Origin of the sequence: uncultured Nocardioides sp., from assembly GCF_947489365.1 — a bacterium.
In the GTDB taxonomy this organism is placed as follows: Bacteria; Actinomycetota; Actinomycetes; order Propionibacteriales; family Nocardioidaceae; genus Nocardioides.
The window spans coordinates 1-25,905 of record NZ_CANLDB010000009.1; the positions used below are offsets into that span (position 1 = coordinate 1).

Annotated in this window: 29 protein-coding genes and 4 tRNA genes; 23 read left to right on the forward strand and 10 right to left on the reverse strand. The window is 72.1% G+C overall.

Annotation, left to right across the window (positions count from 1 at the left end):
- Positions 1-264: 264 nt before the first annotated feature.
- Positions 265-528 (reverse strand): hypothetical protein, encoded by a 264-nt coding sequence (locus Q0858_RS19470; RefSeq protein ID WP_299057985.1) that lies wholly within the window; start codon positions 526-528, stop codon positions 265-267.
- 234 nt (positions 529-762) lie between these two features.
- Here Q0858_RS19470 and Q0858_RS19475 point away from each other — a divergent pair, with 234 nt between their 5' ends.
- Positions 763-2,250 carry a hypothetical protein gene (locus Q0858_RS19475; RefSeq protein ID WP_299057987.1) on the forward strand — a complete coding sequence of 496 codons (1,488 nt, stop codon included), beginning with the start codon at positions 763-765 and terminating at the stop codon, positions 2,248-2,250.
- A 4-nt stretch (positions 2,251-2,254) separates the two neighbouring features.
- Here Q0858_RS19475 and Q0858_RS19480 read toward each other — a convergent pair whose 3' ends face one another.
- From Q0858_RS19480 to Q0858_RS19510, 7 genes are all read right to left on the reverse strand, one after another.
- Positions 2,255-3,118, reverse strand: coding sequence for a hypothetical protein (locus tag Q0858_RS19480; protein ID WP_299057989.1), 864 nt, complete (start codon positions 3,116-3,118; stop codon positions 2,255-2,257).
- A 118-nt stretch (positions 3,119-3,236) separates the two neighbouring features.
- Positions 3,237-3,671 (reverse strand): hypothetical protein, encoded by a 435-nt coding sequence (locus Q0858_RS19485; protein WP_299057991.1) that lies wholly within the window; start codon positions 3,669-3,671, stop codon positions 3,237-3,239.
- Entirely contained in the window at positions 3,668-3,991 is a 324-nt protein-coding gene (locus Q0858_RS19490; protein ID WP_299057993.1) for a hypothetical protein, read from the reverse strand. The genes Q0858_RS19485 and Q0858_RS19490 overlap by 4 nt, the downstream gene beginning before the upstream one ends.
- The gene (locus Q0858_RS19495; protein WP_299057995.1) at positions 3,988-4,293 is read right to left on the reverse strand and encodes a hypothetical protein; all 306 of its coding nucleotides are present in this window, start codon (positions 4,291-4,293) and stop codon (positions 3,988-3,990) included. The genes Q0858_RS19490 and Q0858_RS19495 overlap by 4 nt, the downstream gene beginning before the upstream one ends.
- Positions 4,294-4,455: 162 nt before the next feature.
- Positions 4,456-4,530: transfer RNA gene (locus Q0858_RS19500), tRNA-Val, on the reverse strand.
- Between the two features lie 19 nt (positions 4,531-4,549).
- A tRNA-Cys gene (locus Q0858_RS19505) sits at positions 4,550-4,620 on the reverse strand.
- 31 nt (positions 4,621-4,651) lie between these two features.
- Positions 4,652-4,724 (reverse strand) — tRNA-Gly (locus tag Q0858_RS19510).
- 174 nt (positions 4,725-4,898) lie between these two features.
- Between Q0858_RS19510 and Q0858_RS19515 the strand changes: the two genes are divergently transcribed.
- The 5 genes from Q0858_RS19515 to Q0858_RS19535 all read left to right on the forward strand — a co-directional run bounded on the left by Q0858_RS19515 (position 4,899) and on the right by Q0858_RS19535 (position 9,348).
- Positions 4,899-5,720, forward strand: a complete 822-nt coding sequence (locus tag Q0858_RS19515) for an aminotransferase class IV (RefSeq protein WP_299057997.1) — start codon at positions 4,899-4,901, stop codon at positions 5,718-5,720.
- A 42-nt stretch (positions 5,721-5,762) separates the two neighbouring features.
- Positions 5,763-5,834, forward strand: a tRNA-Val gene (locus Q0858_RS19520).
- Positions 5,835-5,925: 91 nt separating this feature from the next.
- Complete coding sequence (locus Q0858_RS19525) at positions 5,926-6,705, forward strand: hypothetical protein (RefSeq protein WP_299057999.1); 780 nt, start codon at positions 5,926-5,928, stop codon at positions 6,703-6,705.
- Positions 6,706-6,967: 262 nt separating this feature from the next.
- Positions 6,968-8,257, forward strand: a complete 1,290-nt coding sequence (locus tag Q0858_RS19530; protein ID WP_299058001.1) for an O-acetylhomoserine aminocarboxypropyltransferase/cysteine synthase family protein — start codon at positions 6,968-6,970, stop codon at positions 8,255-8,257.
- Entirely contained in the window at positions 8,254-9,348 is a 1,095-nt protein-coding gene (locus Q0858_RS19535; RefSeq protein ID WP_299058003.1) for a homoserine O-acetyltransferase, read from the forward strand. The genes Q0858_RS19530 and Q0858_RS19535 overlap by 4 nt, the downstream gene beginning before the upstream one ends.
- Positions 9,349-9,351: 3 nt before the next feature.
- Here the strand turns inward: Q0858_RS19535 and Q0858_RS19540 are convergent, their stop codons facing one another.
- Entirely contained in the window at positions 9,352-9,744 is a 393-nt protein-coding gene (locus tag Q0858_RS19540) for a Rid family hydrolase (protein WP_299058004.1), read from the reverse strand.
- Positions 9,745-9,853: 109 nt separating this feature from the next.
- Between Q0858_RS19540 and thrS the strand changes: the two genes are divergently transcribed.
- The 3 genes from thrS to Q0858_RS19555 are packed head-to-tail and all read left to right on the forward strand — an operon-like array spanning position 9,854 to position 13,752.
- The gene (gene thrS, locus Q0858_RS19545) at positions 9,854-11,836 is read left to right on the forward strand and encodes a threonine--tRNA ligase (RefSeq protein ID WP_299058006.1); all 1,983 of its coding nucleotides are present in this window, start codon (positions 9,854-9,856) and stop codon (positions 11,834-11,836) included.
- Positions 11,836-12,846: a hypothetical protein gene (locus Q0858_RS19550; RefSeq protein WP_299058007.1), complete on the forward strand. Its 1,011-nt coding sequence runs from the start codon at positions 11,836-11,838 to the stop codon at positions 12,844-12,846. Before thrS ends, Q0858_RS19550 begins: the two co-directional genes overlap by 1 nt.
- A gap of 9 nt (positions 12,847-12,855) precedes the next feature.
- Positions 12,856-13,752 (forward strand): M23 family metallopeptidase, encoded by an 897-nt coding sequence (locus Q0858_RS19555; RefSeq protein ID WP_299058009.1) that lies wholly within the window; start codon positions 12,856-12,858, stop codon positions 13,750-13,752.
- Positions 13,753-13,874: 122 nt separating this feature from the next.
- Here the strand turns inward: Q0858_RS19555 and Q0858_RS19560 are convergent, their stop codons facing one another.
- Entirely contained in the window at positions 13,875-14,852 is a 978-nt protein-coding gene (locus Q0858_RS19560) for a hypothetical protein (RefSeq protein ID WP_299058011.1), read from the reverse strand.
- 279 nt (positions 14,853-15,131) lie between these two features.
- On the opposite strand from Q0858_RS19560, the gene Q0858_RS19565 reads away from it, so the two are divergent.
- The 14 genes from Q0858_RS19565 to Q0858_RS19630 all read left to right on the forward strand — a co-directional run bounded on the left by Q0858_RS19565 (position 15,132) and on the right by Q0858_RS19630 (position 25,806).
- Positions 15,132-16,109: a diiron oxygenase gene (locus tag Q0858_RS19565; protein ID WP_299058013.1), complete on the forward strand. Its 978-nt coding sequence runs from the start codon at positions 15,132-15,134 to the stop codon at positions 16,107-16,109.
- A gap of 41 nt (positions 16,110-16,150) precedes the next feature.
- Positions 16,151-17,827: an FAD-dependent oxidoreductase gene (locus tag Q0858_RS19570; RefSeq protein ID WP_299058015.1), complete on the forward strand. Its 1,677-nt coding sequence runs from the start codon at positions 16,151-16,153 to the stop codon at positions 17,825-17,827.
- A gap of 70 nt (positions 17,828-17,897) precedes the next feature.
- On the forward strand, positions 17,898-18,608 hold the full coding sequence (locus tag Q0858_RS19575; RefSeq protein WP_299058017.1) for a TetR/AcrR family transcriptional regulator: 711 nt from the start codon (positions 17,898-17,900) through the stop codon (positions 18,606-18,608).
- A gap of 11 nt (positions 18,609-18,619) precedes the next feature.
- Positions 18,620-19,180 carry an HIT domain-containing protein gene (locus tag Q0858_RS19580; protein WP_299058019.1) on the forward strand — a complete coding sequence of 187 codons (561 nt, stop codon included), beginning with the start codon at positions 18,620-18,622 and terminating at the stop codon, positions 19,178-19,180.
- A 46-nt stretch (positions 19,181-19,226) separates the two neighbouring features.
- Complete coding sequence (gene pgsA, locus Q0858_RS19585; protein ID WP_299058021.1) at positions 19,227-19,850, forward strand: phosphatidylinositol phosphate synthase; 624 nt, start codon at positions 19,227-19,229, stop codon at positions 19,848-19,850.
- A 133-nt stretch (positions 19,851-19,983) separates the two neighbouring features.
- Entirely contained in the window at positions 19,984-20,556 is a 573-nt protein-coding gene (locus Q0858_RS19590) for an alternate-type signal peptide domain-containing protein (protein WP_299058023.1), read from the forward strand.
- A gap of 5 nt (positions 20,557-20,561) precedes the next feature.
- Positions 20,562-21,149 (forward strand): signal peptidase I, encoded by a 588-nt coding sequence (locus Q0858_RS19595; RefSeq protein ID WP_299058024.1) that lies wholly within the window; start codon positions 20,562-20,564, stop codon positions 21,147-21,149.
- On the forward strand, positions 21,146-21,754 hold the full coding sequence (locus Q0858_RS19600) for a hypothetical protein (protein ID WP_299058025.1): 609 nt from the start codon (positions 21,146-21,148) through the stop codon (positions 21,752-21,754). Before Q0858_RS19595 ends, Q0858_RS19600 begins: the two co-directional genes overlap by 4 nt.
- On the forward strand, positions 21,751-22,593 hold the full coding sequence (locus tag Q0858_RS19605; RefSeq protein WP_299058027.1) for a hypothetical protein: 843 nt from the start codon (positions 21,751-21,753) through the stop codon (positions 22,591-22,593). The genes Q0858_RS19600 and Q0858_RS19605 overlap by 4 nt, the downstream gene beginning before the upstream one ends.
- Positions 22,594-22,718: 125 nt before the next feature.
- A complete protein-coding gene (locus Q0858_RS19610; RefSeq protein WP_299058029.1) occupies positions 22,719-23,246 on the forward strand; it encodes an alternate-type signal peptide domain-containing protein in 528 nt (175 codons plus the stop codon).
- A 28-nt stretch (positions 23,247-23,274) separates the two neighbouring features.
- Positions 23,275-23,901, forward strand: coding sequence for a signal peptidase I (locus Q0858_RS19615; protein ID WP_299058031.1), 627 nt, complete (start codon positions 23,275-23,277; stop codon positions 23,899-23,901).
- On the forward strand, positions 23,898-24,656 hold the full coding sequence (locus tag Q0858_RS19620) for a hypothetical protein (RefSeq protein WP_299058034.1): 759 nt from the start codon (positions 23,898-23,900) through the stop codon (positions 24,654-24,656). The genes Q0858_RS19615 and Q0858_RS19620 overlap by 4 nt, the downstream gene beginning before the upstream one ends.
- Entirely contained in the window at positions 24,653-25,282 is a 630-nt protein-coding gene (locus Q0858_RS19625) for a TasA family protein (RefSeq protein ID WP_299058036.1), read from the forward strand. The genes Q0858_RS19620 and Q0858_RS19625 overlap by 4 nt, the downstream gene beginning before the upstream one ends.
- Positions 25,279-25,806, forward strand: coding sequence for a hypothetical protein (locus tag Q0858_RS19630; protein ID WP_299058038.1), 528 nt, complete (start codon positions 25,279-25,281; stop codon positions 25,804-25,806). Before Q0858_RS19625 ends, Q0858_RS19630 begins: the two co-directional genes overlap by 4 nt.
- Positions 25,807-25,905: the final 99 nt, after the last annotated feature.

The following is a 25,905-nucleotide window of genomic DNA, read 5'->3' on the forward strand; positions in this document are numbered from 1 at the left end:
AACCGTTGGCCCGGCATGGCCGCGACCCTAACGGCGCGACGGTGGCGCGACCCGAAGTTGCACCCGCTTGTCCAACTTGCCAGCCCAAGCTCTTCAGCCGTCGACGACGACGGTCCGTCTGGCCCAACCTGAGGGCGCAGATGGGGGTACAAGACCGCGGTTCTTGGGCAGGTTTGTGCTCTATGCAACTAACTCGTTGCTGCCTTAAATTCGGTGCGCGCGCGAGGCCCGACTCCGGGGGGAGCGGGCCTCGCGTGCGTATCGTCAGACGGGCGCCGGCCACGCCTCGAACGGGATCAGCACCTCAGACCGCTCCCACCACACGCGCATCCCACCGCCCGGGTAGGCGACCGCGACCAGACCCCGCCAGTGGGGCTCGGCCGCGCGGGAGTGAGCGGGCCCGTCGTTCTCGACGAGGCGCAGCTCGAGCAGCAGCGCGATCATCGGCGGCTTGCGGCTGTTGGTGGACTCGTCGACCAGCCAGACGTGGCAGGGGGTCGAAGCTTGCCCAGATGGTCTGCGCCGCATCCGTCACCGGGTTTCAGAGGACTTTGTCGTGACAAAGTAAAGACGGGAGCGGCCCCGGTGTAGGGGCGACTCCCGTCTGAGCTGTCCGGCGCTAAGTCCGTGTACACACACTAGCCTACGGCCGTGGCAGCGCAACCCCTAAGTGTCCAGGATCTCGTCCCAGCTCGACTGCGAGAGCTGGTCGCCCTCAACACGCCTTGGCATAGGTCTCTCTGGCAACCAGGCTCGATCTTGATGCTGCGCGAGGTGCTCGAGTATGCGGACGGGTTTCGCGCTGGGGCGATGAACCAGGAGGGACTCAACTTCGTCTGCGCATCGGCCCGGGCCCAGGTTGAGCGAGACCATGGGCTCGGCCCACAGCCCGTGCGAGAGCAAATGCTGGCAATCCTTGCGCACGGCGCTGACAAGCAAAAAGGGGTGTTCGTCCAACACGTCGCCGACAGTCTGGCTCAACTGGTTCGGCGAAGTGAGCACGAGTACCTGAAGCGGTGGGCCGACGAGGTGAGGAGCGGTCGAGTTCGCCTTGAGGATGCGGAGATCCTGGCTCGTCTCGCGGCGGCCCATCTGCTTGACGCTGGTTTTGCTGCCCAACATGTGCACGGTTGGCTTGTGGCGAAGAAGACGGTCGCGCTCGACGAATTGCTGGAACTGGGCGACCAAATGTGCGCAGACCCAGAGCAATCTTTCGAAGTTCTCGTTCCCTTTGTCAGTCTGCCGTCCGCGGTCCGCACTGCTGCCGGGACCCGATTTCGGACTGCTGAGCAGACTGAAGCGTTCTTGGAGGAGCGCGGAGCGGAGAAACCACCGGGCAGGCAGGGAGCTGGTTCGCTGACTTTCGCAGTAACGGCTCGAGAGCCGTGGTCAGCGGTCGCCGTGGTCGATACCGAGATTCGCCGATTGAATGCCCGCGTAGCCGTGGCGCTGCGAAACAAGACGGCGACTCCGCTCGGTAAGGCCATCGTGCTGGACTCCATACACAGCAAGTGGCGCGACCTCGAACCCCGCGGTCGCGAGATTCTGGTAACTGGTATCGAACGCCATGGCCTCCTGCTTCCGGACGCGTCAGACGCCACCAAAGAACTAGACGACGCGTTCGAGTTGCTGGCGGCAGTCAGGACTTCGACCTCGTGGGCCTCCGTCGCAGCAATCTGGGCTGCGATTGAGGGGCTGTTGGGTCGCGCTACAGACAAAGGAACTTTGGCCGCGGATCGGATGGCGGCGGTTGTAGCAGCAGGTCTCGTTCGCACCGAGTTGGTGCTGCTGGCCACGCGTTACAACGAGGATGACGGCTCCGTCGGGACCATGTTGCGGGATGACAGCCGAACTTTCAGCGAGCGCGTCGACGATCTCTTCGACCTCATCAGTAGCAGGTCACCTCTGCCGGAAACCACCGTGGAGGACGATGCCGCCGTGATGCGACTCCAATCGATCGTTGATGACGCCGCAGTGCTTCGCCGCATTGAGGAGTACCTCAAGGCCGCCTTCCGGAGGCTTTATCAACAGCGCAACCTGTTGCTTCACGGTGGGCGCTTTGACTCGGTGGCATTACCGCTGACCATGCGAACGGTTCCTGCTCTAGCTGCGGCTGGCTTGGACCGCTTGGTGTTCTCTGTCTCAGAGAGGCGCGGCAGCCCTCCACTTGCGCTTGCTGCGCGGGCGCAGAATGAGATCGCGCTTCTCGGTGGCGACGGCGCTCGATCGCTGCCGCACCTACTGGACTAATGGCTTAGCGCGGCACCGGGAAGTTCTCGTTCGTCAGCCCTCCCCGCGGCATCTGCAGCTTGGTGCGGGTCTCGCCGTCGCGATGGGCGTTCCAGGCTCGGATGGTCAGCGCGAGGCCCTCGGTCTCGTTGATGCGCCCGCCGGACAGGCGTAGGCGGGTGACGCGGTTGCGCAGGACAGCGATGGGGTCGGTGGCGGCGAGGCCGTCGCCGTCTGCGACGCGGAGGAAGAAGGTCGTTGCTGCGTCGCCGTCGAGCTCGCTGAACAGCCAGTGACAGAGCCCGATCACAGAAGCGGGTAAGCGCTCCCTGGATGCGAGGCGGTTGGCGAGGTCGGCGCTGTTGCGGATCTCCGGGTGGCGGGTGAGCCAGTCGTCCATCTCGAGCGGGGTCGGTCTGATGGCTCCGGTGTTGGTGCGCATGCCCCTCTCCCACATCACGGCCCGTCGGCAGACCGCGGCGAGGGTGGCGGTGTTCTCCTCGCCGGTGAGCTTCAGAGCGTCGGAGTAGGTCCGCTTGGCGCCGGCATCGACGGTGGGCATCACGTCGGGGGTCAGACCGCGCACGATGACCATCGGCACGGTGGCACCGGCCTGCACGATCGCGTTGAGGCGGTGCTGGCCGTCGAAGAGCTGGCCATCGGCAGAGAACTTCAGCGTCTCGCCGTTGAGGCGCCAGCGGCCGGCCTCCATGTCTCTGGCGTAGCCGTCGACCACGGGCCGGCGCAGGTTGCGGTTGTTCGGGTTGCGGCTGAGCCAGGTCTCGGCGAGCGCGGGGGAGACGTCGATGATCTCGACGGCAGGTGAGTCAGGTGACTCACCTGTTAGCTCCCTAACAGATGTTGCAGATGCAACAGGTTGGTCGGTCATGGTGCCTCTCGGGGTCGGGCAGGTGTCCCGAAGCGGGACACCTCAGCGGACATGGCTCTAGCCCGCCCCGGTGTGGGGCGGGCTGATGGTGGGGCTCGCAGGGGGAGCAATGGCGTGTTCATCGCTGGGCGCTCCTGACCTCGGCGGCGGGGTAGCGCTGCTGGGCGCCGTCGTTGCGGTTGTCCCGGTCGGCGAGGTCGGCGTAGCGAGTGAGGGCCGCGGCGAGCATGCGTGCGTCTTCGGGCTCGAGCCAGGTGTCTGCCTGCATGGCGCTGCCGTCGGGGTTCTCGATCTCGGTCTGTCGGATGAGGAGCTGGACCTTCGTCGAGCCGTAGTTGCGGCCGGCCTTGGCGTAGTTGTCGTTGTGGATGAGCCGGACGGTGTTCTCGCAGGCGTCGGCGTTGGAGGGCCACATGGTGCCGAGGGAGTGGTGGGTGCCGTCGCCGGGCAGGTCCAGGACGCCGTGGGTGGGCTCGCAGGTGGAGAGCTGGCACCAGTCGGGGTGCGTGACGTCCTCGACGGTCGCGGCGGGGCGCTCCGGTGCGGTGGTCATCGCTGACGCTCCTGTCGTGAGGCGCGAGCCCGGGTGACCAGCTCGAGGAGCGCCAGGGCGTGCAGCTCCATCTGATCGGGGTGGATCAGCTCTCCGCCGCCGGCAATGCACATGACCTCGGCGTGGTGGGTCTCCTCGGGCGTCGGGGTTCCGTCGGGCAGCCCGATCATCGTGAGTGCGTAGTCCTCGCCACGGATGCGGCCGAAGTCGTCGCTGCTGTGGATGACGCAGCCCTCCCAGCTCTCGAGGTCGTCGAGGTGGGTCCGCTCGGGGACGGTGCACCAGTCGGGGCACCAGATGCGGACGGCGGTGGTCGTCATCGTGCCCCCTTGTCGTACTGCCGGCGCTGGTGTGCGACGAAGGCTCGGAGGCAGTTCTTGCAGTCCTCGGGCTCGGGCAGGGGCACGAGGCGGCCGACGGTCTGCAGGTGCTCTCGGGCGGTCGGCTTGCCGTCGATGAACTGCCAATGGCCACACAACGTGCGGCACTGAACGCCCATGTCTGCAGCGGCGTTCATGGCGCTGACCCAGAACAGGTGCTCGACTTGGCGGCGCTTGGGCCTGGCCGGTGTTGGCGTCTCGTTGGTGCCGGCCTCGGATGGGGTGGTGCAGACTTCGGTCATGGTGCTGGCCCTCCTTGGGGGCTAGTGCCTAGGCCCCGTGCGGTGGGCAAACACCGCTGCGGGGCCGTTCCAAGGAGCCGGCGCCAATGACACGATCTGGCACATACATGGCACGAGGCCGGCCCCTATTGCTAGGAACCGGCCTGTGACCTGCGTAAACGCTGGTGGGCGATACTGGGTTTGAACCAGTGACCTCTTCCGTGTCAAGGAAGCGCGCTACCGCTGCGCCAATCGCCCGTGTGGAGTTGTCGTGCAGAGGTGGGTACGGGATTTGAACCCGTGTACACGGATTTGCAGTCCGTTGCCTCGCCTCTCGGCCAACCCACCATGGAGGCCCAACCAAGAGAGTGCCTCTCCGAGCGGACGACGAGGCTCGAACTCGCGACCTCAACCTTGGCAAGGTTGCGCTCTACCAACTGAGCTACGTCCGCTTGCGGCTCCCAACCCTGCGGCTGTGAGTGCGTCAGGAACACTAGCCGATGCCTCAGGGGCCGCAAAATCACCCCCCTCCCCGAGCGCGGCGGCCCCGTCGCAGGCGGGAACGTGGCGGTCCTGACGCACCAGGTGGGTCAGGGACGACACGTCGTCCTCCTAGGGTGGCGCTCGTGCACGTGTGGGTGAACGGACAGCTGCTCGACGACCCGACCGCGCCCACGTTGCGCGTCGACGACCACGGGCTGGTGGTCGGGGACGGGGTCTTCGAGTCCGTCGAGGTGACCGACGGCAGGGCGTTCGCCCTGACCCGGCACCTCGACCGGCTGCTGGTCTCCGCCGCCGGCCTCGGTCTGGGCGGCGTCGACCTCGACGAGGTCCGCGCCGGGGTCGACGCCACCCTCGGCGCCGAGCACCTCGAGCGCGGCAAGCTGCGGATCACCGTCACGGGTGGCCCCGGCCCTCTCGGTTCCGCCCGCGGGGACGGCCCGCTCACCGTGGTGGTCGCGGCCGAGCCGATCGGCCCCAGCGACGCGTCGGCCGCGATCGTCACCGTGCCGTGGCTGCGCAACGAACGGGGTGCGCTGGCCGGCCTGAAGACCACGTCGTACGCCGACAACGTCGTCGCGCTCGCCGAGGCCCGCAAGCACGGCGCGAGCGAGGCGATCTTCGCCAACCTGGCCGGCCACCTCTGCGAGGGCACCGGCAGCAACGTCTTCTACGTCGTCGACGGCGAGCTCCGTACGCCCACCCTGGCGTCGGGCTGCCTCGCCGGCGTCACCCGCGCCCTCGTCCTCGAGTGGTACGGCGGCCGCGAGGTCGACGAGCCCATCGGGGTCGCCGAGGACGCCGACGAGGTCTTCATCGTGTCCACCACCCGGGCGGTGCAACCCGTCCACCGGTGGGGGAGCAGGGAGTGGTCGACCCCGGGTCCGGTCACCGCCGAGGCGCAGGCCGCGTGGCGTGCCCGGGAGGGGGAGGACGTCGACCCCTGAGCGATGCGTTAAGGTCGCGGTCGCCGCGCAAGCGGCTCAGCAGGGCGATTGGCGCAGTGGTAGCGCGCTTCGTTCACACCGAAGAGGTCACTGGTTCGAACCCAGTATCGCCCACCCTCCAGCCCGAGCCCCTGGTCCGACGACGCCGGTCAGGGGCTCCCGTGCTCCGTGACCGTTCGCGTGCTGCTGTGTACGGTCTGCGCCCATGGGGGAAGGACCGGAGGACGAGGCACGCCCGGACCGGCCGTCCCTCCCGCCGACCCAGCAGCGCGTGGTCGAGGCCGCCCTGCGGCTCAGCCGGGCTCGCGACGCCGTCGCCCTCCGGTACGCGGTCAGCGAGGGTGACGACCACGGTCGGGTCGTGGCCCGCGGACCGGACCTGCTCGACCACGTGATGGAGGCGTCGCGGGGGTGGCGGGACCTCGTGGCCACCCGTACGGCGGGTCCGTTGTCCTCGGCGGGGATGGTGCGCGCGCTGCAGAACAACCAGCGGATCCTCGGCGACGGCACCCGCATGCAGAGCGTCTTCGCGGACCACGGCTTCGACGACGACCTGCCGGACCTGCTCAGCGGGCACTCGACCCACTACCGCATGGGGCTCGTGCCGTTCGAGATGAAGATCCTGGACCAGCGCACGGTCATGCTCGAGGGTCCGACCGTCGACCACGGGCGCTCCGTGATGCTCGTGAGCCACCCTGCGGTGCTGTCGGCGGCCCTCGCCTACTGGTCGGCCGTACGGCGGGCCAGCGACCCGGCGGTCGCGGTCGCCGAGAGGGGTGCGGGACCGCTGAGCGTGTTCAGCGCCCGCCAGCGTGCCGTGGTCGCCCTCCTCGGACGCGGGGTGGCGGACGACCCGGCCGCCGACCTCCTCGGGATCAGCGTCCGCACGCTGCGCGCCGAGGTCGCGGCCGTGAAGGACCTGCTGGGGGTCGACACCCGGTTCGCGGCCGGCGTCGCGCTCGGTCGCCTGCACGCGGAGCGCTGACCGGCCCGCGCCCGTTGCAGGTTGCTGCAGTCCGCCCCGCTCCGGGCCGTGGTGGCCCGTCCGGTGCCGCACGATGGGACCGGCGACCCCCGCGACCCGAGATCGCGGGGCGTCCGCCGGGTGCGTCCCGGCCCGCCCTCTGTCACGGGGGTGAGGGCGGTCCGGGTCGCGGGCGCCCCGTCCGGTCCCCGAGACGCTCCTGGGCAGGTCCAATCTGGACTACGTTGGTCGACTTACACGTCCGCCGACGAAGGAGCACCAGATGACCCACCGTCCCGAGACCCTCGCCGTCCACGCGGGCCAGGAGCAGGCCGACCCCACCACCAACGCCCGCGCGGTGCCGATCTACCAGACGACGTCGTACGTCTTCGACTCCACCGAGCACGCCGCGAACCTTTTCTCGCTGGCCGAGCCGGGCAACATCTACACGCGGATCATGAACCCGACCCAGGCCGTGTTCGAGGAGCGCGTCGCCCAGCTCGAGGGCGGTGTGGGCGCCCTCGCCACCGCGTCGGGCTCCGCCGCGACGACGTACGCCGTCCTCAACCTGGCGAGCGCGGGCGACAACATCGTCGCCCTCTCCACCCTGTACGGCGGCACCTACGCGCTGTTCGCGCACACGCTCCCGCAGTTCGGCATCACGGTCCGCTTCGTCGACCCCGAGGACCCCGCCGGCCTCGCCGCGCACGTCGACGACCACACCCGCCTGGTGTTCGCCGAGACCGTCGGCAACCCGAGGATGAACGTCGTCGACATCCGCGCCTGGGCCGACGCCGCCCACGCGGCGGGTCTGCCGCTGATCGTCGACAACACGGCCCCGACGCCGTACCTGGCCCGGGTCTTCGACCACGGCGCCGACGTCGCGGTGCACTCCGCGACCAAGTTCATCGGCGGCCACGGCACCTCCGTGGGCGGCGTCATCGTGGACTCCGGCAGGTTCGACTGGGCGGCCCACGCCGACCGCTTCCCCGGCCTGACCGGGCCCGACGGCGCCTACCACGGCGTGGTGTGGACCGAGGCGGTCGGCGAGCTGGCCTACATCATCCGCGCCCGCACCGTCCTGCTCCGCAACACCGGCGCCGCGATCACCCCGCAGAACGCCTGGCTGTTCCTCCAGGGACTCGAGACGCTCCACCTGCGTATGGAGCGGCACAGCAGCAACGCACTGGCGGTCGCCGAGTACCTGTCGGGCCACCCCGAGGTGTCGTGGGTGAGCTACCCGGGCCTGCCCGACTCGCCGTACAAGGAGGTGGCGGACCGCATCCTCACCGGCAAGGGGTATGGCGGCCTGCTGAGCTTCGGCCTGAAGTCCGGCCGCGAGGGCGGCACCCGGTTCATCGAGTCGGTCGAGCTGTTCAGCCACCTGGCGAACATCGGCGACGCCAAGTCGTTGGCGATCCACAACGCGTCGACGACGCACTCGCAGCTCACCCCGGACGAGCTCGAGGCCGCGGGCGTGCCGGAGGACATGGTGCGGCTCTCGGTGGGCATCGAGCACGTCGAGGACCTGATCGCCGACCTCGACCAGGCCCTGATCGCCGCGAAGGCGTGAGCGGGCGCCACGGCGAGGAGGGCCTCGGGCTCGTCACCACCCAGCGGGCGGTGGTGGCGACGCCCGAGGACCCGCTGCGCCTGGCGCGGGGCGGGGTGCTCGAGCACGTCGAGGTCGCCTACGAGACCTACGGGACGCTGTCGCCGGCGCGGGACAACGTCGTCCTCGTCGCGCACGCGCTGACCGGTCACGCCCACGCGGCGGGCCACCACGGGGACCCGACGCGTCGCGGCTGGTGGGACTCGATGATCGGCCCGGGCCGTCCGGTCGACACCGACCGCTTCTTCGTCGTCAGCCCCAACCTGCTGGGCGGCTGCCAGGGCACGACCGGCCCGTCGAGCCCTGACCCGAGGACGGGTCGGCCCTACGGCCCCGACTTCCCGGAGCTCGAGACGACCGACCTGGTCGCCGTCCACCGCCGGCTGCTGGACGTCCTCGGGATCGGTCCGGTGCACGCCGGGGTCGGCGGCTCGATGGGCGGCATGCAGGTGCTGCAGTGGCTCGCCGACGAGCCCGGTCGCGTGCACCGGGCGGTGCTGGTTGCGGCGACCGCGCGGCTGACCGCGGAGAACATGGGGTTCTCCGCGGTCGCCCGCGAGGCCATCACGTCCGACCCCGACTTCCACGGCGGCCGGTACGCCGAGCACGGGGTGATCCCGGCGCGCGGGCTCAAGGTCGCGCGGATGCTGGCCCACCTGACCTACGTCTCCGCGGAGGGCCTCGAGGCCAAGTACGGCCGCGAGGGCATTGAGTCCTACCTGCAGGCCCAGGGCGACAGCTTCCTCGAGCGTTTCGACGCCAACACCTACCTAGTCCTGTGCCGGCTCCTCGACCGGTTCGACCCCTTCGCCGACCCGGCCTTCGCGGCGCGGGTCGCGTCGGGAGGTCCGGAGGTGCTCGCCCTGAGCTTCACTTCGGACTGGCGCTTCGGCACCGCGCACTCGGCGTACCTCGTGGAGCGGCTCGCCGCCGCCGGGCTCCCCGTCGAGCACGTGGAGCTGGCGTCGGCCTGGGGTCACGACTCGTTCCTGCTCGACCCACCCGGCTACCACGCGCGGGTCGCCGCGTTCCTGGCCCGGGCGGTCGGCTGAGCGTCAGGACGCCCGCGGGTCCTCCGCGACCGCCCGGATCTCCACCAGCGTCCCCGGGACCGCCAGCTCGGCCACCCCGATCGCCGACCAGGCCGGGTACGGCGCCGCGACGTACCGCTGCTTCACCGCCGCGAACGTCTCGAAGTGCTCCCGCAGCCCCACGTGGTACGTCGTCAGCTCGACGACGTCCGCCATGTCGGCCCCCGCGAGGGCCAGCGCCGAGGCGAGGTGGTCGAAGGCCGCCGCGAACTGCGCGGCCGGGTCGCCGTCCACGGTCCCGTCCGGTCGCGCGCCGGTCACGCCGGAGCAGAGCAGCAGGCCCCGGCTGGCCACCACGTCGGCGAAGCCCCAGCGCTCGGTGACGGCGGCGTTCGCGGGGGAGCGCAGATGGTCCATGCGGCCGATGCTGCCCGAAACCCCGTCGCCCGTCCCCGCGGGGCGCCGATACGATCGGCCCACCCACGAGCCGCGGCGCCGTATGCCGCAGCGCCACCAGGAGTGCCGCATGCCCGAGATCACCCTCGTCCACGCCGATGACCGCGAGGACCGCAGCGTCGAGGCCGGCACCCGGCTCTGGGAGCTGTTCCGCGACGCACCCGACGTCGTCGCCGCGCGCGTCGACGGCGAGCTGCGCGACCTGTCCCGCGACGTCGAGGCCGGCCAGGTCGTCGAGGGCGTCGCCATCGACAGCGCCGACGGCCTCGACATCCTCCGCCACTCCTGCGCCCACGTGATGGCGCAGGCGGTGCAGGACCTCCACCCCGACGCGAAGCTCGGCATCGGCCCGCCGATCCGCGACGGCTTCTACTACGACTTCGACGTCGAGACCCCCTTCACCCCGGACGACCTCGAGAAGATCGAGACCCGGATGCGCAAGATCATCAAGGAGGGCCAGCGCTTCGACCGCCGCGTCACCTCCGACGCCGACGCTATCGACGAGCTGAGCCACGAGCCGTACAAGATCGAGCTCATCGGCCTCAAGGGCGGCGCGGGCGTCGAGGACGCCGCGGAGGGCGCCTCCGTCGAGGTCGGTGCCGGCGAGCTCACCATCTACGACAACGTCCGCCGCGACGGCGAGGTCGCCTGGTCCGACCTGTGCCGTGGCCCGCACCTGCCCACCACCAAGCGCATCCCGGCGTTCAAGCTCATGCGATCGGCGGCGGCGTACTGGCGCGGGGACGAGAAGAACAAGCAGCTGCAGCGCCTCTACGGCACCGCGTGGCCGAGCAAGGAGGCGCTCGCCGACCACCTCCACCGCATCGAGGAGGCCGAGAAGCGCGACCACCGCCGCCTCGGGCGCGAGCTCGACCTGTACTCGTTCCCCGACGAGATCGGCTCCGGTCTGCCCGTCTTCCACCCGAAGGGCGGGGTGATCAAGCGGGTGATGGAGGACTACGTCCGCCAGCGGCACATCGAGGAGGGCTTCGAGTACGTCGGGACCCCCCACATCTCGAAGGAGCACACCTTCCGCCTGTCCGGCCACCTGCCGTACTACGCAGACGGGATGTTCCCGCCCATGGCCATGGAGGGGGCGAACTACTACCTCAAGGCCATGAACTGCCCGATGCACAACCTGATCTACCGCTCCCGCGGTCGGTCCTACCGCGAGCTGCCGCTGCGGCTGTTCGAGTTCGGGCACGTCTACCGCAACGAGAAGTCCGGCGTGATCCACGGCCTGACCCGCGTCCGCGGCTTCGCGCAGGATGACTCCCACTCCTATGTCACCAAGGAGCAGGCGCCCGGCGAGATCAAGCACCTGCTCGACTTCGTGCTCGGGCTGCTCCGCGACTTCGGGCTCGACGACTTCTACCTGGAGATCTCCACCCGCGACGACTCCAAGCCGGACAAGTTCGTCGGGGACGACGCCCAGTGGGTCGAGGCCACCGAGGTGCTCGAGCGGGTCTGCCGCGAGTCGGGGCTCGAGCTCGTGCCCGACCCGGGCGGCGCGGCGTTCTACGGGCCGAAGGTGTCCGTCCAGGCGCGGGACGCCATCGGTCGCACCTGGCAGATGTCGACCATCCAGTACGACTTCAACCAGCCCGTCGGCTTCGACCTGACCTACCAGGCCGCGGACGGCAGCCGGCAGCAGCCGGTGATGATCCACTCCGCGAAGTTCGGCTCCATCGAGCGGTTCGTCGGGGTGCTCGTCGAGCACTACGCCGGCGCCTTCCCGCCCTGGCTCGCGCCGGTCCAGGTGCAGGCCATCCCGATCGCCGAGCGGCACGCCGACTACCTGTACGACGTCGCGCGGCAGCTGAAGGCGCGCGGGCTGCGGGTCGAGGTCGACGACTCCGACGACCGGATGCAGAAGAAGATCCGCAACGCGCAGCTGCAGAAGGTGCCGTTCATGGTCATCGCCGGCGACGACGACGTCGAGGCCGGCGCGGTGTCGTTCCGCTACCGCGACGGACGCCAGGACAACCAGGTGCCGGTGGCCGAGGCCATCGAGCGCGTCGCCGCGGCGGTCGCCGCGCGCGAGCAGGTCTGATGGGCGCACGACGGGGCGCGGCGGCCGCGGCCGCCGTCCTCGTCGGTGCGCTCGCGCTGGCGGGGTGCGGCGGGTCCTCGTCGTCTCCGTCGTCCTCGTCGTCGGAGGGGGCCGGGGACGGCGGCGTCCCCAGCCCGTCCGGGGAGCCGGACCCCTCGCCGTACCCCACCCAGGCGACGCCGTCCCCGACCGACGGCGACCGCGCCGGCGAGCCGGGGGAGGGAGCGCAGGACCTCGCCGAGCAGGCGGAGGGACTGGCCGAGGAGTCCCGGATCGCGCCGCGCTCCGGCAACGTCCTGGGCAGCGACATCTCGTGGCCGCAGTGCCCGGTCGGGATGGGCATCCCGGAGAAGCGGACCCTCGGCATGCCGGGCCCGCTGCCCGCGGCGGAGTACGTCGTCGTCGGGCTGACGAACGGCCCCGGCTTCACGCCGAACCCCTGCCTGGCCGACCAGGTCGCCGACACGCGTCGGTCCGGGAAGCTGATCTCGGCGTACTCGGTCGCGAGCTACCCCGACGCCGCGCAGGTCGCCGAGCACGGCGACGACGGGCCGTACGACGGCTCGACGCCCGCCGGTGCGCTGCGCAACACCGGCTACCAGCAGGCGCTCTACAACGTGGCCTCGATGGACGCGACCGGCTTCGAGACGCCCTTCGTGTGGATCGACGTCGAGCCGGTGCCGGACTTCGAGTGGAGCAGCGACCTCGCGGCCAACGCCGAGGTCGTCCGGGGCATCGCCCGCGGCTACACCGACTCCGGCTACGGGATCGGCGTCTACTCGACCCCGGCGCTGTGGGCCGGCGTGGTCGGCACCTTCGAGCTGGGCGTGCCCGAGTGGCGCGCCGCGGGGGAGACCTCCGCGGCCGAGGCGCTGAGCCGCTGCGGCGACGACTGGGTCATCCAGGGCGGGGACGCGGTGATGGGGCAGTGGGTCGAGGCCTCCCGCGACCAGAACCTCACCTGCGACGGCGCCGCGCGCGACCTGGACCTGTACTTCCACCAGTACTGAGAGGTGCCCGTGAGGCGACGACTGGCCGGAGCGCGACCCGTCCTCGACGTCCTGATGGGGCTGGGTCTCCTCGTGATCGCGGTGCAGGTGGTGCTCGCGGTCGTGGGGGCGCCCGGTCTCTCGCCGCTCGCAGGGGTGCTCGTCACCGGGACCGGGGTCGTGCTGGTCACCGCCTGCTCGCTGCTGGTGGCGGTGGCCCCGGTGGCGGACGACGTCGGGCCCGTCGTCCTGGCCTCACCCGTCCGCGGACGGTGGGCCGCGGTGAACAGCCCCGGCCAGCGGCTGCCGAGCCACGGCACCCGGGCGCGGGGTCAGTACTGCGCGGTCGACGTCTGCGGGCCCGACACCCCCGGCACGCCGCCGGTGGTCTCGTGGTCGCTGCGGGGGAGCCGGCCGGAGGAGTACGCCTGCTTCGGGGCGCCCGTCCACGCCATGGCCGGCGGCCGGGTGGTCACGGCGTACGACGGCCGACGCGACCACCGGTCCCGCAACACGTGGCCGCTGCTCGCGTTCATGCTCGTCGTCGAGGGGCTGGCCCGGGAGGTCGCCGGCACCCGCGCGATCCTCGGCAACCACGTCGTCGTCGACCACGGTGACGGGACGTACGCGGCGTACGCCCACCTGGGGCGGGGGTCCGTCGCCGTCCGCGCCGGCGACGAGGTCGCCGTCGGCGACGTGCTCGGCCGGCTCGGGAACACCGGCAACACCTCGATGCCCCACCTGCACGTGCAGCTCATGGACCGCGCGGACCCCGACGCCGCAGCCGGGATCGCGATGACCTGGCGCGACGCCGTACCGACCGGCGAGCTCGACCCCGCCCTTGCCCGCTGGGCCAAGGACCCCCACCCCACCGCCCTGCTCGGCATGCCCCGCAACGCGGAGCTCTTCGAGACCACCACCCCTTGACCGCCGAGTCGGCACGTCTGCGCACGAATTCGGGGTCGAGTCGGCACGTCTGCGCAGTTGAACGCGGTCGAGTCGGCACGTCTGCGCAGGAATTCGGGGTCGAGTCGGCAGGTCTGCGCAGCTCACCGCACCGGTCGTACGCCGATCCGTCGCCGGGCGTCGACGACGGCCGTCCGGATCCGGGCCTCGAGCAGGACCTGGTCCGGTCCGAACAGGTCGTCGCGGACGACGACGACGAAGGTCCAGCCGTGCACGCGCGACAGGTACTCACGACGGCGCCGGTCGTGCTCGCGCTGGTCCGGGTCGGAGTGCCACTCCTCACCGTCGTACTCGACGGCCAGCTTGAGCTCGCGGTTGGCGAGGTCGAGGCGGGCGATCTCGACCCCGTCCTCGTAGACCTTCACCTGCGGCTCGAACGGCGCCTCGCCGACCTGGAGGCAGCGGAGTCGGAGGACGGACTCGGCCGGCGACTCCGCCCGGCCGTCGACCAGGGGCGCGATCTCGCGGAGCGTGGTCACCCACCGCATGCGGGCGTACCGCTCGACGCCGCCGAGCAGCTCCTCCGTCGTGAAGGCGCCGAGGCGCGCGACGGCGTCCATCCCGGCGATGGCGCGGTCGGGGTGCCTGACGCGGCCCAGGTCGTGCGCCGTACGGAGCGGGGTGGTGACGCGGACGCCGTGCACCGTGGTGACGTCGTCCGCGCGCAGGTTGCGCTCGCCCCCGTCCACGATCCCGGTGCGCACCCGCCCCCGTCCTGACGGACGGAAGAGCGACAGCGGTCGCAGGGCGAGGTGTTCCCCCGGGGCGAGCGCGCCGGTGGTCCCGAGCAGCCACGCCGCGTGCTGGTCGCACACGACGTTGTCCGGGGACGCGACCAGGGCGATCGCCTCGGCCCGCAGCGCGGGGGAGTCGCCCGCCTCGGTGGCGAGGTAGACGCCCTTGACCGGACGACGCAGCAGTCCCCGCTCGCACAACCGCGTCAGGTCACGTGCCGTGGGCAGTAGGTCGAGGGCCTCGCGCCGGGTGAAGGGCCGGTCCCGGGGGAGCGGCGAGTCGGGAGGGAGGAACGGCGCCGTGGGGGTGGCAGAGAGAAGAGTCATGGCGCAGGACTTCCCGGGCGTCGTACGACGGACACCTCGGTTCGCGGAGCCTGTGGACAACCTGCGCAGACGTGCCGACTCGACCCCGAAACGGTGCGCAGACCTGCCGACTCGACCCCGGGGAAGTGTCCGTGACGGCGTGTCTGCGACAGCGTGTCGATAATCGGGACGTGATGTCACGCATACTGCTGTACACGGGACGCGGTGTCGCGCTAACCTAACTGCGACACAGCGTCACGACACATGCGTCCCACGTCCCCGAACCACGAGGAGTGCACCATGACCGCCGTCGAGCAGGAGAACACCGGCGTCGCGTACGAGGACCGCCTGCGGATCCTCAGCGAGGCCAGCGTGGAGACGCACTTCGACGCCTTCGAAGACATCGCGTGGGACGACCCGGCGTACGCCGTGGACGCCGACGACCCGCGGTGGATCCTGCCGGAGGTCGACACCCTGGGTGGTCATCGCTGGTACCAGGCGCTGCCGCAGGAGGAGCAGATCCGCGTCGGCCTGCAGCGCCAGGCCAACGTCGCGAAGGTCGGCCTGCAGTTCGAGCAGATCCTGGTCGCGGGCCTCATGAACTACACGTTCGCGCTGCCCAACCGCTCGGCGGAGTTCCGCTACTGCACGCACGAGGCGACCGAGGAGACCCACCACACGCAGATGTTCCAGGAGTTCGTGAACCGCACCGGGGTCGACGCCCCCGGCGGTCCGCTCCTGTTCCGTCTGCTCGCGCCGTTCCTGCCGCTGTTCGCCCGCTGGACCCCGCTGCCGTTCTTCCTCGGCGTGCTCGCCGGCGAGGAGCCGATCGACCACCTCCAGAAGTCGATCCTGCGCGCCGGCAACACGATGCACCCGCTGCTGCAGCGCATCATGCAGATCCACGTCGCCGAGGAGGCGCGCCACATCGGCTTCGCCCACCAGTACGTCGAGAACCACGCGCCCCGCCTCAGCCGTGTCCGCCGCGCCGCGGTGGCGCTGATCCTGCCGATCCTCATGCGGTTCCTCTGCGACGTGATCGTCGTGCCGAGCCGCAAGGCGCAGGCGCAGATGGGTATGCCGCGCTGGGTCGTGAAGGACCTCTACTGGCGCGACCCCGCGTCGCGGAAGATGCTGCGCGACCTGTTCGCCGACGTCCGCATGCTGGCGGAGAACACGGGCCTCATGACCCGGTCCTCGCGCGTCCTGTGGCGGCTGCTGAAGATCGACGGCCGCGCCGCCCGCTTCCGCAGCGAGCCCTCCTCCGCCGCCGCCTGAGGCGGCGCCCGGCACGAGCCCCAGGAGCAAGGAACCGCGCCATGGCGTACGTCGTCACGCAACCGTGCTGCGCCGACGCCTCGTGCGTCCTGGCGTGCCCGGTCAACTGCATCCACCCCGCCCCCGGGGAGCCCGGGTTCGCGGAGGCCGAGATGGTCTACATCGACCCTCGCTCCTGCGTCGGGTGCGGCGCCTGCGCGACCGCCTGCCCCGTCGACGCGATCAAGCCGGACACGGCACTGGCGCCCGACCAGCAGGTCTTCGCCGGCATGAACGCGGACTACTACGACGTCTTCGCCCATCCTGACCGGACGCCGTTGGCGGTGGTGGGCAAGCAGCGACGGCTCCGCGGTGACCGCGGGGAGCGTGAGGTCGCCGTGGCGGTCGTCGGCGCCGGACCGGCGGGGCTCTACGCCGCCGACGAGCTGCTCAAGCACCCTGAGATCGGCGTCGACGTGCTCGACCGGCTGCCGACGCCGTACGGGCTGCTGCGCGCGGGCGTCGCCCCCGACCACCAGCACACCAAGCAGGCCGAGCGGCTGTTCGGCCAGATCGAGACACAGCCGGGGTTCCGCTACCTGCTCGGCGCCGAGGTCGGCACCGACCTGACCCACGACGAGCTCGCCGCGCGCTACGACGCCGTCGTGTACGCCGTCGGCGCGTCGGCCGACCGTCGCCTCGGCATCGAGGGCGAGGACCTCGCCGGCTCGCTCTCCGCCACCGACCTGGTCGGCTGGTACAACGGCCACCCCGACCACCAGGACCTCGGCCTCGACCTGTCCCACGAACGGGTCGTCGTGGTCGGCAACGGCAACGTCGCCCTCGACGCCGCCCGGATCCTGACCTCGGCGCCCGAGCGGCTGGTGGGCACCGACATCGCGCGCCCGGCGTACGAGGCGATCGCGGCCGGCGGGGTGCGGGAGGTCGTCGTCCTCGGACGGCGGGGTCCCGGACAGGCGGCGTTCACGGTGCCGGAGCTCGTCGGCCTGGTCGGCCTCGCGGACGCCGGCGAGATCGACGTCGTCGTCGAGCCCGGTGGCGCCGAGCTGGGCGACAGCCAGGCCGAGCGGCTGCTGGCCGACCTGCTCGCTCGTACGCCGACGCCCGGGCGCCGCCGCATCGTCCTGCGGTTCCTCACCGCGCCCGTCCGCGTGCTCGGCGAGGGTGGCCGGGTCAGCGGCCTCGAGGTCGTGCGCACCCGTCTCCAGACCGACCAGGACGGCGTGAGCCGCGCCGTGGCCACCGACGACACCGAGGTGCTGGCCACGGGCACCGTGCTGCGGTCGGTCGGCCACCAGGCCCGTCCCGTGCCCGGCCTGCCGTTCGACGACGCCCTCGGCACCGTCCCGCACCAGCGCGGCCGCGTCGCCCCTGGCACGTACGTCGTCGGCTGGATCAAGCGCGGCCCGACCGGCTTCCTCGGCACCAACAAGACCGACGCGATCGAGACCGTCACGAGCATCCTCGACGACCTCGACGCCGGCACCGCCGTCCGTCGTGACGCGTCCGCCGACCCCTCCGACCTCCCGCGGCTGCTGCGCTCCCGCGGCGTCGTGACCCACGGCCGCCGGGGATGGGACGCCATCGACGACGAGGAGCGCCGACGGGGTGCCTCCGAGGGCCGGCCGCGCAGCAAGATCACGGCGCGGGCCGAGCTCGACGACGTGGCTGCCCGGGCCAAGCGGTCGCGGCGTTACGCTGGTCTCGTCCGCGGGTGAGGCGGACGCCGCGCACCTGATCGGCACGTGGACGACATGGGGCGGCACGACGCGACCGGGACGGGGTGTGATGGCGACCAAGCAGCCCGCCGACGGGCGCCAGCTGCGCTGGAACCGCCACAACGAGGAGCGCCGCGAGCAGATCCTCGACGCCGCCCTCGAGACGCTCGAGGCCGCCGCGCCCGGCGTCGACGTCCACGTGCAGGAGATCGCCGAGCGCGCGGGCCTGTCGCGCACCGTCGTCTACCGCCACTTCGACGACCGGGCCGACCTCGACCGCGCCGTGCGCGCCGAGATCCTCGACCGGCTCTGGGCCGCGCTGATCCCGGAGGTCACGCTCGACGGCACGATCCCCGAGATCGCCGAGCGCATCGTGTCCACGTACGTCGGGTGGACCGTCGCCCACCCGTCCCTGCACCGCTTCGCCGAGACCGACTCGTCGGCGGGTGAGGAGGACCCGCTGCAGGAGGGCCTCGCGCGGATCGCCGGCCAGGTGGCCGACCTGATCACCACCGCCATCGACCTCCTCGGCCTCGAGCCGAGCGACGACGAGCGCGCCGCCGTCGACCCCCTGGTCTTCGGCCTGGTGGGTGCCGTGTTCGCCGCCGTCCGTCGCTGGATGTCGCGGCCCGTGCGCACCCCGTCGGCCCCGGTGTTCGTCTCCATGGTCACGGAGTCCGCGTGGCACCTGCTCCAGGGCTTCGGACGACGCCTCGGCATCGAGCTCGACCCCGACCAGCGGGTCGAGGACCTGCTCGCCGCCGCGGGCCAGGCGACGTGAGCACCGGCGACGTGAGCACCGGCGACGGGCAGGAGGACGAGACCCTCGTCCAGGACGGCATCGGCGAGCCCGACGACCTCGACCGGCTGTGGACGCCGCACCGGATGGCGTACATCCGCGGCGAGAACAAGCCGTCCGACGCCAGCGAGGGGGAGTGCCCCTTCTGCCGCATCCCGACGGCGGGGGAGGACGGCCTGGTCGTCCTGCGCGGCGAGCTGTGCTTCGTGGTGCTCAACCTCTACCCGTACGCGCCCGGCCACCTCATGGTCTGCCCCTACCGGCACATCGCGGACTACACCGAGACCACCGACCCCGAGGCCGCCGAGATCGCCGACCTGACCCGGCAGGCGATGCGGACCCTGCGGGCGGTCTCCGGGGCGGCGGGGTTCAACCTCGGCATGAACCAGGGCGCCATCGCCGGCGCCGGGATCTCCGCCCACCTGCACCAGCACGTCGTCCCGCGCTGGCCGGGGGACCAGAACTTCATGCCGGTCATCGGGCGCACCAAGACCCTGCCCGAGCTCCTCACCGACACCCGCGACCTGCTCGCCGCCTCCTGGGTCGGCGCCTGAGGCCGGCTCGGTGACGAGCCGGGCCCCTCGCTAGCCTCCTCCCACCATGCTCGAACGCTTCCGCGGGTTCTGGACCCGCCTGGTCTCGCCGATCGCGCACCTGCTGATCCGGCTCGGGGTCAGCCCGGACGCCGTCACGGTCGTCGGCACGCTCGGCGTCGTGGCCGGTGCCCTCGTCTTCTTCCCTCAGGGCATGCTCCTGACCGGCGTCCTGGTCATCACGGCCTTCGTGTTCTCCGACCTCGTCGACGGCCACATGGCCCGGCTCACCGGTCGGACCAGCCCCTTCGGCGCCTTCCTGGACTCCACGCTCGACCGGGTCGGCGACGGCGCGATCTTCGGCGGGCTGGCGCTGTACTTCGCCGGGCCCGGCGACTCGACCCTCTACCTCGTGCTCAGCCTGGTGTGCCTCGTGATGGGCTCGGTGACGTCGTACGCGCGGGCGAAGGCCGAGTCGCTCGGCTACCAGGCCAAGGGCGGCATCGCCGAGCGCGCCGACCGGCTGGTCGCGATCCTCGTCATGACCGGGTTGTCGGCCATCTTCTCGCTGCCGTTCCTGCTGTTCCTCACCCTGTGGGTGCTGGCCGCGGCGAGCACGGTCACCGTCGTGCAGCGGGTCCTGCTCGTCCGCGGGCAGGCGCTCGCGGGCCCTGCCGGCGACGCGGCCTGACCGGCGCCAGGGCAAAATCTCGTCACGTCACGGTAAAAACCCCACGGAAACCGCCGCACGCAGGTAGGTGATACATCACCCTGGATGTGCGCCCGGGACGTCTCGGTTCCCGGCACTACCTGGGGGGGTACGCGTGGTGAACACGCACGTCAAGAGGGGGATGCTGGCCGGAGGAGCGGCGGTCCTGCTGCTCGGAGGCGCCGGCTCGCTGGCCTACTGGAACAGCACCGACGTGGTGCCGGGAGGACAGCTGGACAGCGGTCGGCTGGCCATCGACGCCGCCGAGTGCGACAGCGCGGGCTGGTTCGTCAGCAACACGGTGGAGGGCGTCTCGGGGGAGGCGTTCGACCCGGACACGGACCGGCTCGTGCCGGGCGACGAGGTCAGCCGCAGCTGCACGATCAGGGTGGACGCCGAGGGCGACAACCTGCGGTCCGTCTTCGGCGTGACCGGCGGTGGGCTGGGCGGGACCACGATGGCCGTCGACGACCTGCAGGTCGAGGGCGGTCTGTCCCGCGGGGGACAGGAGGTCGACTTCGGGCAGCCGGTGCTGCTCGAGGACGGCGACGCCCTCGAGGCCAGCATCACGATCGCCGTGCCGCTCAAGGCCGACGAGGTCGACAACGACTCCATGCTGAGGTCGATCCGGCTCGGCGACATCACGCTGACGGCGACGCAGGCGACGACTGCGCGAGCCTCCGGCTGACCGCGGTGGCCGGCCGGAACAGGGCCGGCCACCGCGCCCCGGCGGGGGCGGGCGCCCGCCTCGCGCGGGCGCTGGGGGTGTCGCTGCTCCTGCTCGCCGGGATCGTGGTGGTCGTTGCCGTCGTGGTCCCGCGAGTGACCGGGTCGACGCCGTACACCGTCCTCACGGGGTCGATGACCCCCGAGCTGCCGGTCGGCACGCTGGTCGTCGTCAGGCCGGTGGCGCCCGCCGACATCGAGATCGGCACGGTGCTGACCTACCAGCTGCGCTCCGGCGAGCCCGAGGTCGTGACGCACCGGGTCATCGGCACCCGCCGGGGGGACGACGGCCGGGTGTTCCTCACCCAGGGCGACGCCAACCCGGTCCCGGATGCCGCTCCCGTGCTCGAGCAGCAGGTCCGTGGCGAGGTCTGGTACGCCGTTCCCTGGTTGGGGTACGTCTCCCAGGCCCTCGCCCACGAGCAGCGGAGGCTGCTCACGACCGTCCTGGCCGGTGGGCTCGGGACCTACGCCCTGGTGTCGTTCGCGAGAGCCGGTGCGAGCCGGCGCCGCGACCGGCCCGCCCGCCGTGCCGGCCCGGGGGTGCCGGCGTGAGCGGGCGGCACCGCGCGGCCCGGACCGCAGGGGGGCGGTCCGGGTCGCGTCCGGGGAGCCGGGCCGCGCCGTTGGCGGCGGGCGTCGGTGCGGTGCTGCTCCTGGTCCCCACGGCGGGCACGACCCTGGCCGCCTGGACCGACCGGTCCACCGTGGCCGGCGACGGGTTCACCTCCGGACGGCTCGACCTCGTGGTCGACGGGCGGACGGGGCTGGACACCACCCACGCCCGACCGGACCTGGCGTTGGAGGGCATGGTGCCGGGGGAGAGCACGGCGGCGACGCTGAGCGTGGCCAACGGCGGGGACGCCGACCTCGACTGGACCCCGACCGTGACCACCGGGGGTGGACTCGGCCCGGCGCTGACCGTCGAGCTGTGGTTGGGCGGGCGTGCCTCCGCGGACGACACCACCTACCCGCGGACCGAGACGTGCACCGGCGGCACGCGGCTCCTCCCGGGCCGGTCGGTGCGTGCCGACCGGGGGAGCACGCGGGACCTCTGCGTCCTCGCGACCCTGCCCACCAGCACCGACGACGCCTACCAGGGCCGGACGTCGGGCTCGGTCACGGTGCGGCTGGACGCCACCCAGGTGACCACGCCGTGACCTCCCGCGCGGGGTTGTCGGCCCTCGTGGTCACCCTGCTCCTGGTCGGGCTCGGCTGGGTCCCCGCGACCCGGGCGGCCTTCACCGACCGTGCGAGCGTCGACAGCGGCACCGTCACGTCGGGGTCGATGACGACGCCGGCGACGCCGACGGTCGCGCAGCGGTCCGGCACCGGACTGACCCGGGTCAGCTGGGCGGCGTCCCGTGTGGGCACCCTGGGTGGCGTGCCGACGGCCTACGAGGTCTACCGGTACGCGGGGGCGACCGGTGGCACGCCGGTCCTGACCTGCTCGGTGACGGTCGCCGACGGCGCGGCCCTCGCGTGCGACGACCCGTCCCGTGTCGGGGGCACCGTCCACTACGCCGTGCGGGCGACGTTCGGCGACCACTGGCGGGCGGAGTCGTCCAGGCGCACGTTCGCCGCCGACCGCACCGGTCCCGTCGTGGCGGTGGGCGAGCCGCCGGACGGCTTCCGCGGCGGGGCGAACGCCCTGCGCCGCGAGGTCAGCCGCGGCTGCGGGTCCGACGTGCCCGCCTGCGGGACCGCGACGGACGCCGCCGGCGTCTCCTCGGTGGTCTGGGCGCTGACGGTCGTCGGGACCGGTCCCCGGGCCACGACGCGCTGCTGGAACGGCACGCGGTTCACGGACCAGCCCGCGAGCGGCTCCTGTCCCCAGGCGGCGGCGACGACCAGCACGACGAGGGACGGCCTTCGGTGGACGGTCCCGGGCTCGGTCGAGGACGTCTACCGGGACCGCGGTGAGTACACCCTCACCGTCGTGGCCACCGACGCCTTCGCGAACGTGACGACCACGACAGTGAGCGTCACCGCCACCTGACGGACCCAATCATGTGCTCACCACAAGTTTTACCCGGAAGACGCTGACAGAGATAGTTGTATCGGCCTACCTTTGGGCACCTGCCGCGCGCCCGGAGTCGCGCGGCCCGATCCCGGGAGCGCCCGATGAGAAAGTCCACCAAGTCCGTCCTGGCGGCCGGAGCAGCGGTCGTCGTCCTCACGGGGGGTGCGGGCTCGCTGGCCTACTGGAACGCCACGGCCGACGTCGAGGGCGGTCAGGTCGAGGCTGGCGAGCTCGCGCTCGATGCGGTCGGCACCGGGGTCTGGGAGCTCAACGGGACCGCCGTGGACGACCCGGACACCGACGTCGTGCTCGTCCCCGGCGACGTCCTGACCTACACCGCCGACTACACGGTCGTCGCGGTGGGCAACAACATCCAGGCCACGCTGTCCGCGGTCGGTGGCGACGGGTCCGGCACCCTGGCGCCCTTCGTCGAGACGGAGCTGACGGCCACCGATGCGGCCGGCGACCCCGTGACCACCATCGGCGGCGGGGACAACAACAGCACCCTCAACGTCGACCTCGAGATCGACTTCCCGTTCGGGGCCGCCGTCGACAACGACTCCCAGGAGCAGGTCCTCGACCTCTCCGGCGTCTCGATCGTGCTGACCCAGACCGACGCGACCCCCTGAGGTCGGCACGGTCCCGACCCGGCTGACGATGACGACCACGGCCCCGGCGCCCGCCGTGCCGACCGGCGACGCCGTCCCCTCCCCCCGGACGGCGTCGCACGGCCGGCACCGGCGGCGTCGGGTGCTGTCCGTGCTCTGGTCCGGTGCGTGCTGGACGGTCGTCCTGGCCGCTGCCGCCGTCGTCGTGGTGGCCGTGCTCGTGCCCAGGGCCGCGGGCGCGACGCCGTACACGGTGCTGACCGGGTCGATGACGCCCACCTACCCGCCGGGCACGCTCGTCGTCGTCCGGCCGGAGCGGGCCGAGGACCTCGCGGTCGGCGACGTCATCACCTACCAGCGCTCCTCGGGCGAGTCGACCGTGGTCACGCACCGGATCGTGGCGGTCGCGACCGGCACGGTCGACGGCGAGCGCTTCTTCCGCACCCGCGGCGACGCGAACGACGCCGTCGACACCGACCCGGTCCAGCCGGTGCAGGTCAAGGGCGCGGTCTGGTACGCCGTGCCGTGGCTGGGGCACCTGAACAGCTGGCTGTCCGGAGGTCAGCGCCAGTGGGCGTCGTACGGCGTCGGCGCGGGGCTGGTCGTCTACGCCCTCGTCATGGGCGTCGGCGGCTTCCGCGACCGCCGTCGCCGGCGGCGGGGGGCCACGTCGTGAGGCCCGCGCTCCTCCTCGTGCCCCTGCTCGCGGCGCTCCTCCTCGCGGCCCCCGGGACGGCGTACGCCGACCCCGTCGACGGGCCCGTCGGGCTCAGCGCCGACGGCCAGGACTACGCCGACGCACTGGAGGGGCCGCTCTTCGCGGCGTCGCTCCGCTGGGTCCCGGGGGACCGGCGCAGCACCTCGTGGTGGGTCCGCAACGAGGCCACCGACCCCGCCCTGCTCGCCGTCGAGGTGCCGGAGAACGCGGTCCTGCCGTCCTGGCTCACGGTCGAGGCCCGCGCCGGGTCGACCGGGTCGACCGGGTCGACCGGGTCGACCTGGACGCCGCTCGCGACGGGCCGGTCCCTGGAGGCCGGGATCCTCGATCCCGGCGCCACCCGGAGGGTCGACGTACGCGTCGGGATGCGGTCCGACGCCGGCAACCGCACGATGACGGAGGCCGCCGACCTGCGGCTGCGCGTCCGGCTCACCGAGGACGACCGGGGCCTCGGCCCGGGTGGCGAGGGGCCCGGCGGGCCCGGTGGCGAGGGCCCGGGCAGCGGTGGACCGGGCGCCGAGAGCGCCGACCAGGACGGGTCCGGGGACGGCCTGCTGCCCGGGACCGGCTCCTCCCTCGGGCTGCTGTCCCTGCTCCTCGGGCTGCTGATGGTGGGGGTCGGCCTCGCCCTCCTCCGACGCCGCGACGACGACCCGCACCCCGAGCACGACAGTCCCGTCCCCGACCGCGAGAGACAGGAGGTGGCACCGTGAGCCGCCACCGCGCGGAGACGCGCACCCGCCCGGGGGGCTCCCGTCACCGGACGGCCCTCGCCCTCGCCCTCGTGGCCGCCCTCGGGGTCGGCGCCGGCGGCGCGGGGACGTACGCCTTCTGGAACGACACGGCGAACGTCACGACCGGGACGCTGCGCGCCGGCACGCTGGACCTGCGCGTCGACGACAACCAGGCCACCGGGCTCAACACGGGCTGGACGAAGAGCAGCATCGCGTTCGCCGGACGGACCCCGGGCGAGTACGAGGCCTACCCCCTGACCCTGCGCAACGTGGGGGACCCGCCCGGCACCTACACCCTGGCCGTCCTGCGCGGCTCGACCTGGACCTACCTCAACGACGCCGTGCTCGTGCAGGCGTACACCGGCGCGCCCGTCGAGGACACGACGTACCCGGTGCAGGACACCTGCTCCGGCACCGCCGTCGGGCCCGAGCGGCTCGTGAGCACCACCGCCGAGCTCCCGCTCCTGACCGCGTCCCGGTCGCTGGCCGCCGGCGGCTCGGACACGCTGTGCCTGCGCATCGGGCTGGCCACGACCGCCGGTGACGGCAACCAGGACAAGTCCGGCACGCTGGTGTTCCGGGCCGTCCTCACCCAGACGTCGTGACGCCCGTCCGCCGCCCGGCGCCCGTGGCGCTGGCCGCCCTCCTGGCGGGGGTGCTCCTCCTCGTGGTGCCGGCCGTCGTCCGACCGACCGGGGCGCTGTTCACCGACACGGCCGCCACCACGACCGGGGTGGTCGGGGCGGGGACGTTCCGACCCGCCCCTGCGAATGCGGTGTCCTGCTCGACGACCGGGCCCGTGCTGAACCCGGCGTCGACGATCACGTTCACCACCCCGCTCGTGGCCGCCCCGCCGCGGGGCACGGTCGAGTACGTCGTCCGGATCTACCGGACCGACGTGGCGCCCGAGCAGAAGATCGGCGCGGACGTCCTGATGACCGTCGGCGCCACGACGGCGACGGCGAGCTGGAGCGGCGGCGGTCTCACCCTGCTGCAGAACACCAGCTACCAGGCGCGGGTCACCACCCGCCTGACCGGGGCGGTGCTCGAGTCGAGCCCGATCAGGACCCGGAGCTTCACCAACACCGGCCTGCTGATCGCCAACTTCGTCTGCGGCACGGGCACGTGAGGCTCCCCGGTGGCCGGTCGGAGCGGCCTCGGGCTCGGCCCGCCGGTCGGTAGGATCGTCGGACACGGCGGGGGTCGGTGACCCCGGCCGACGCGCCGC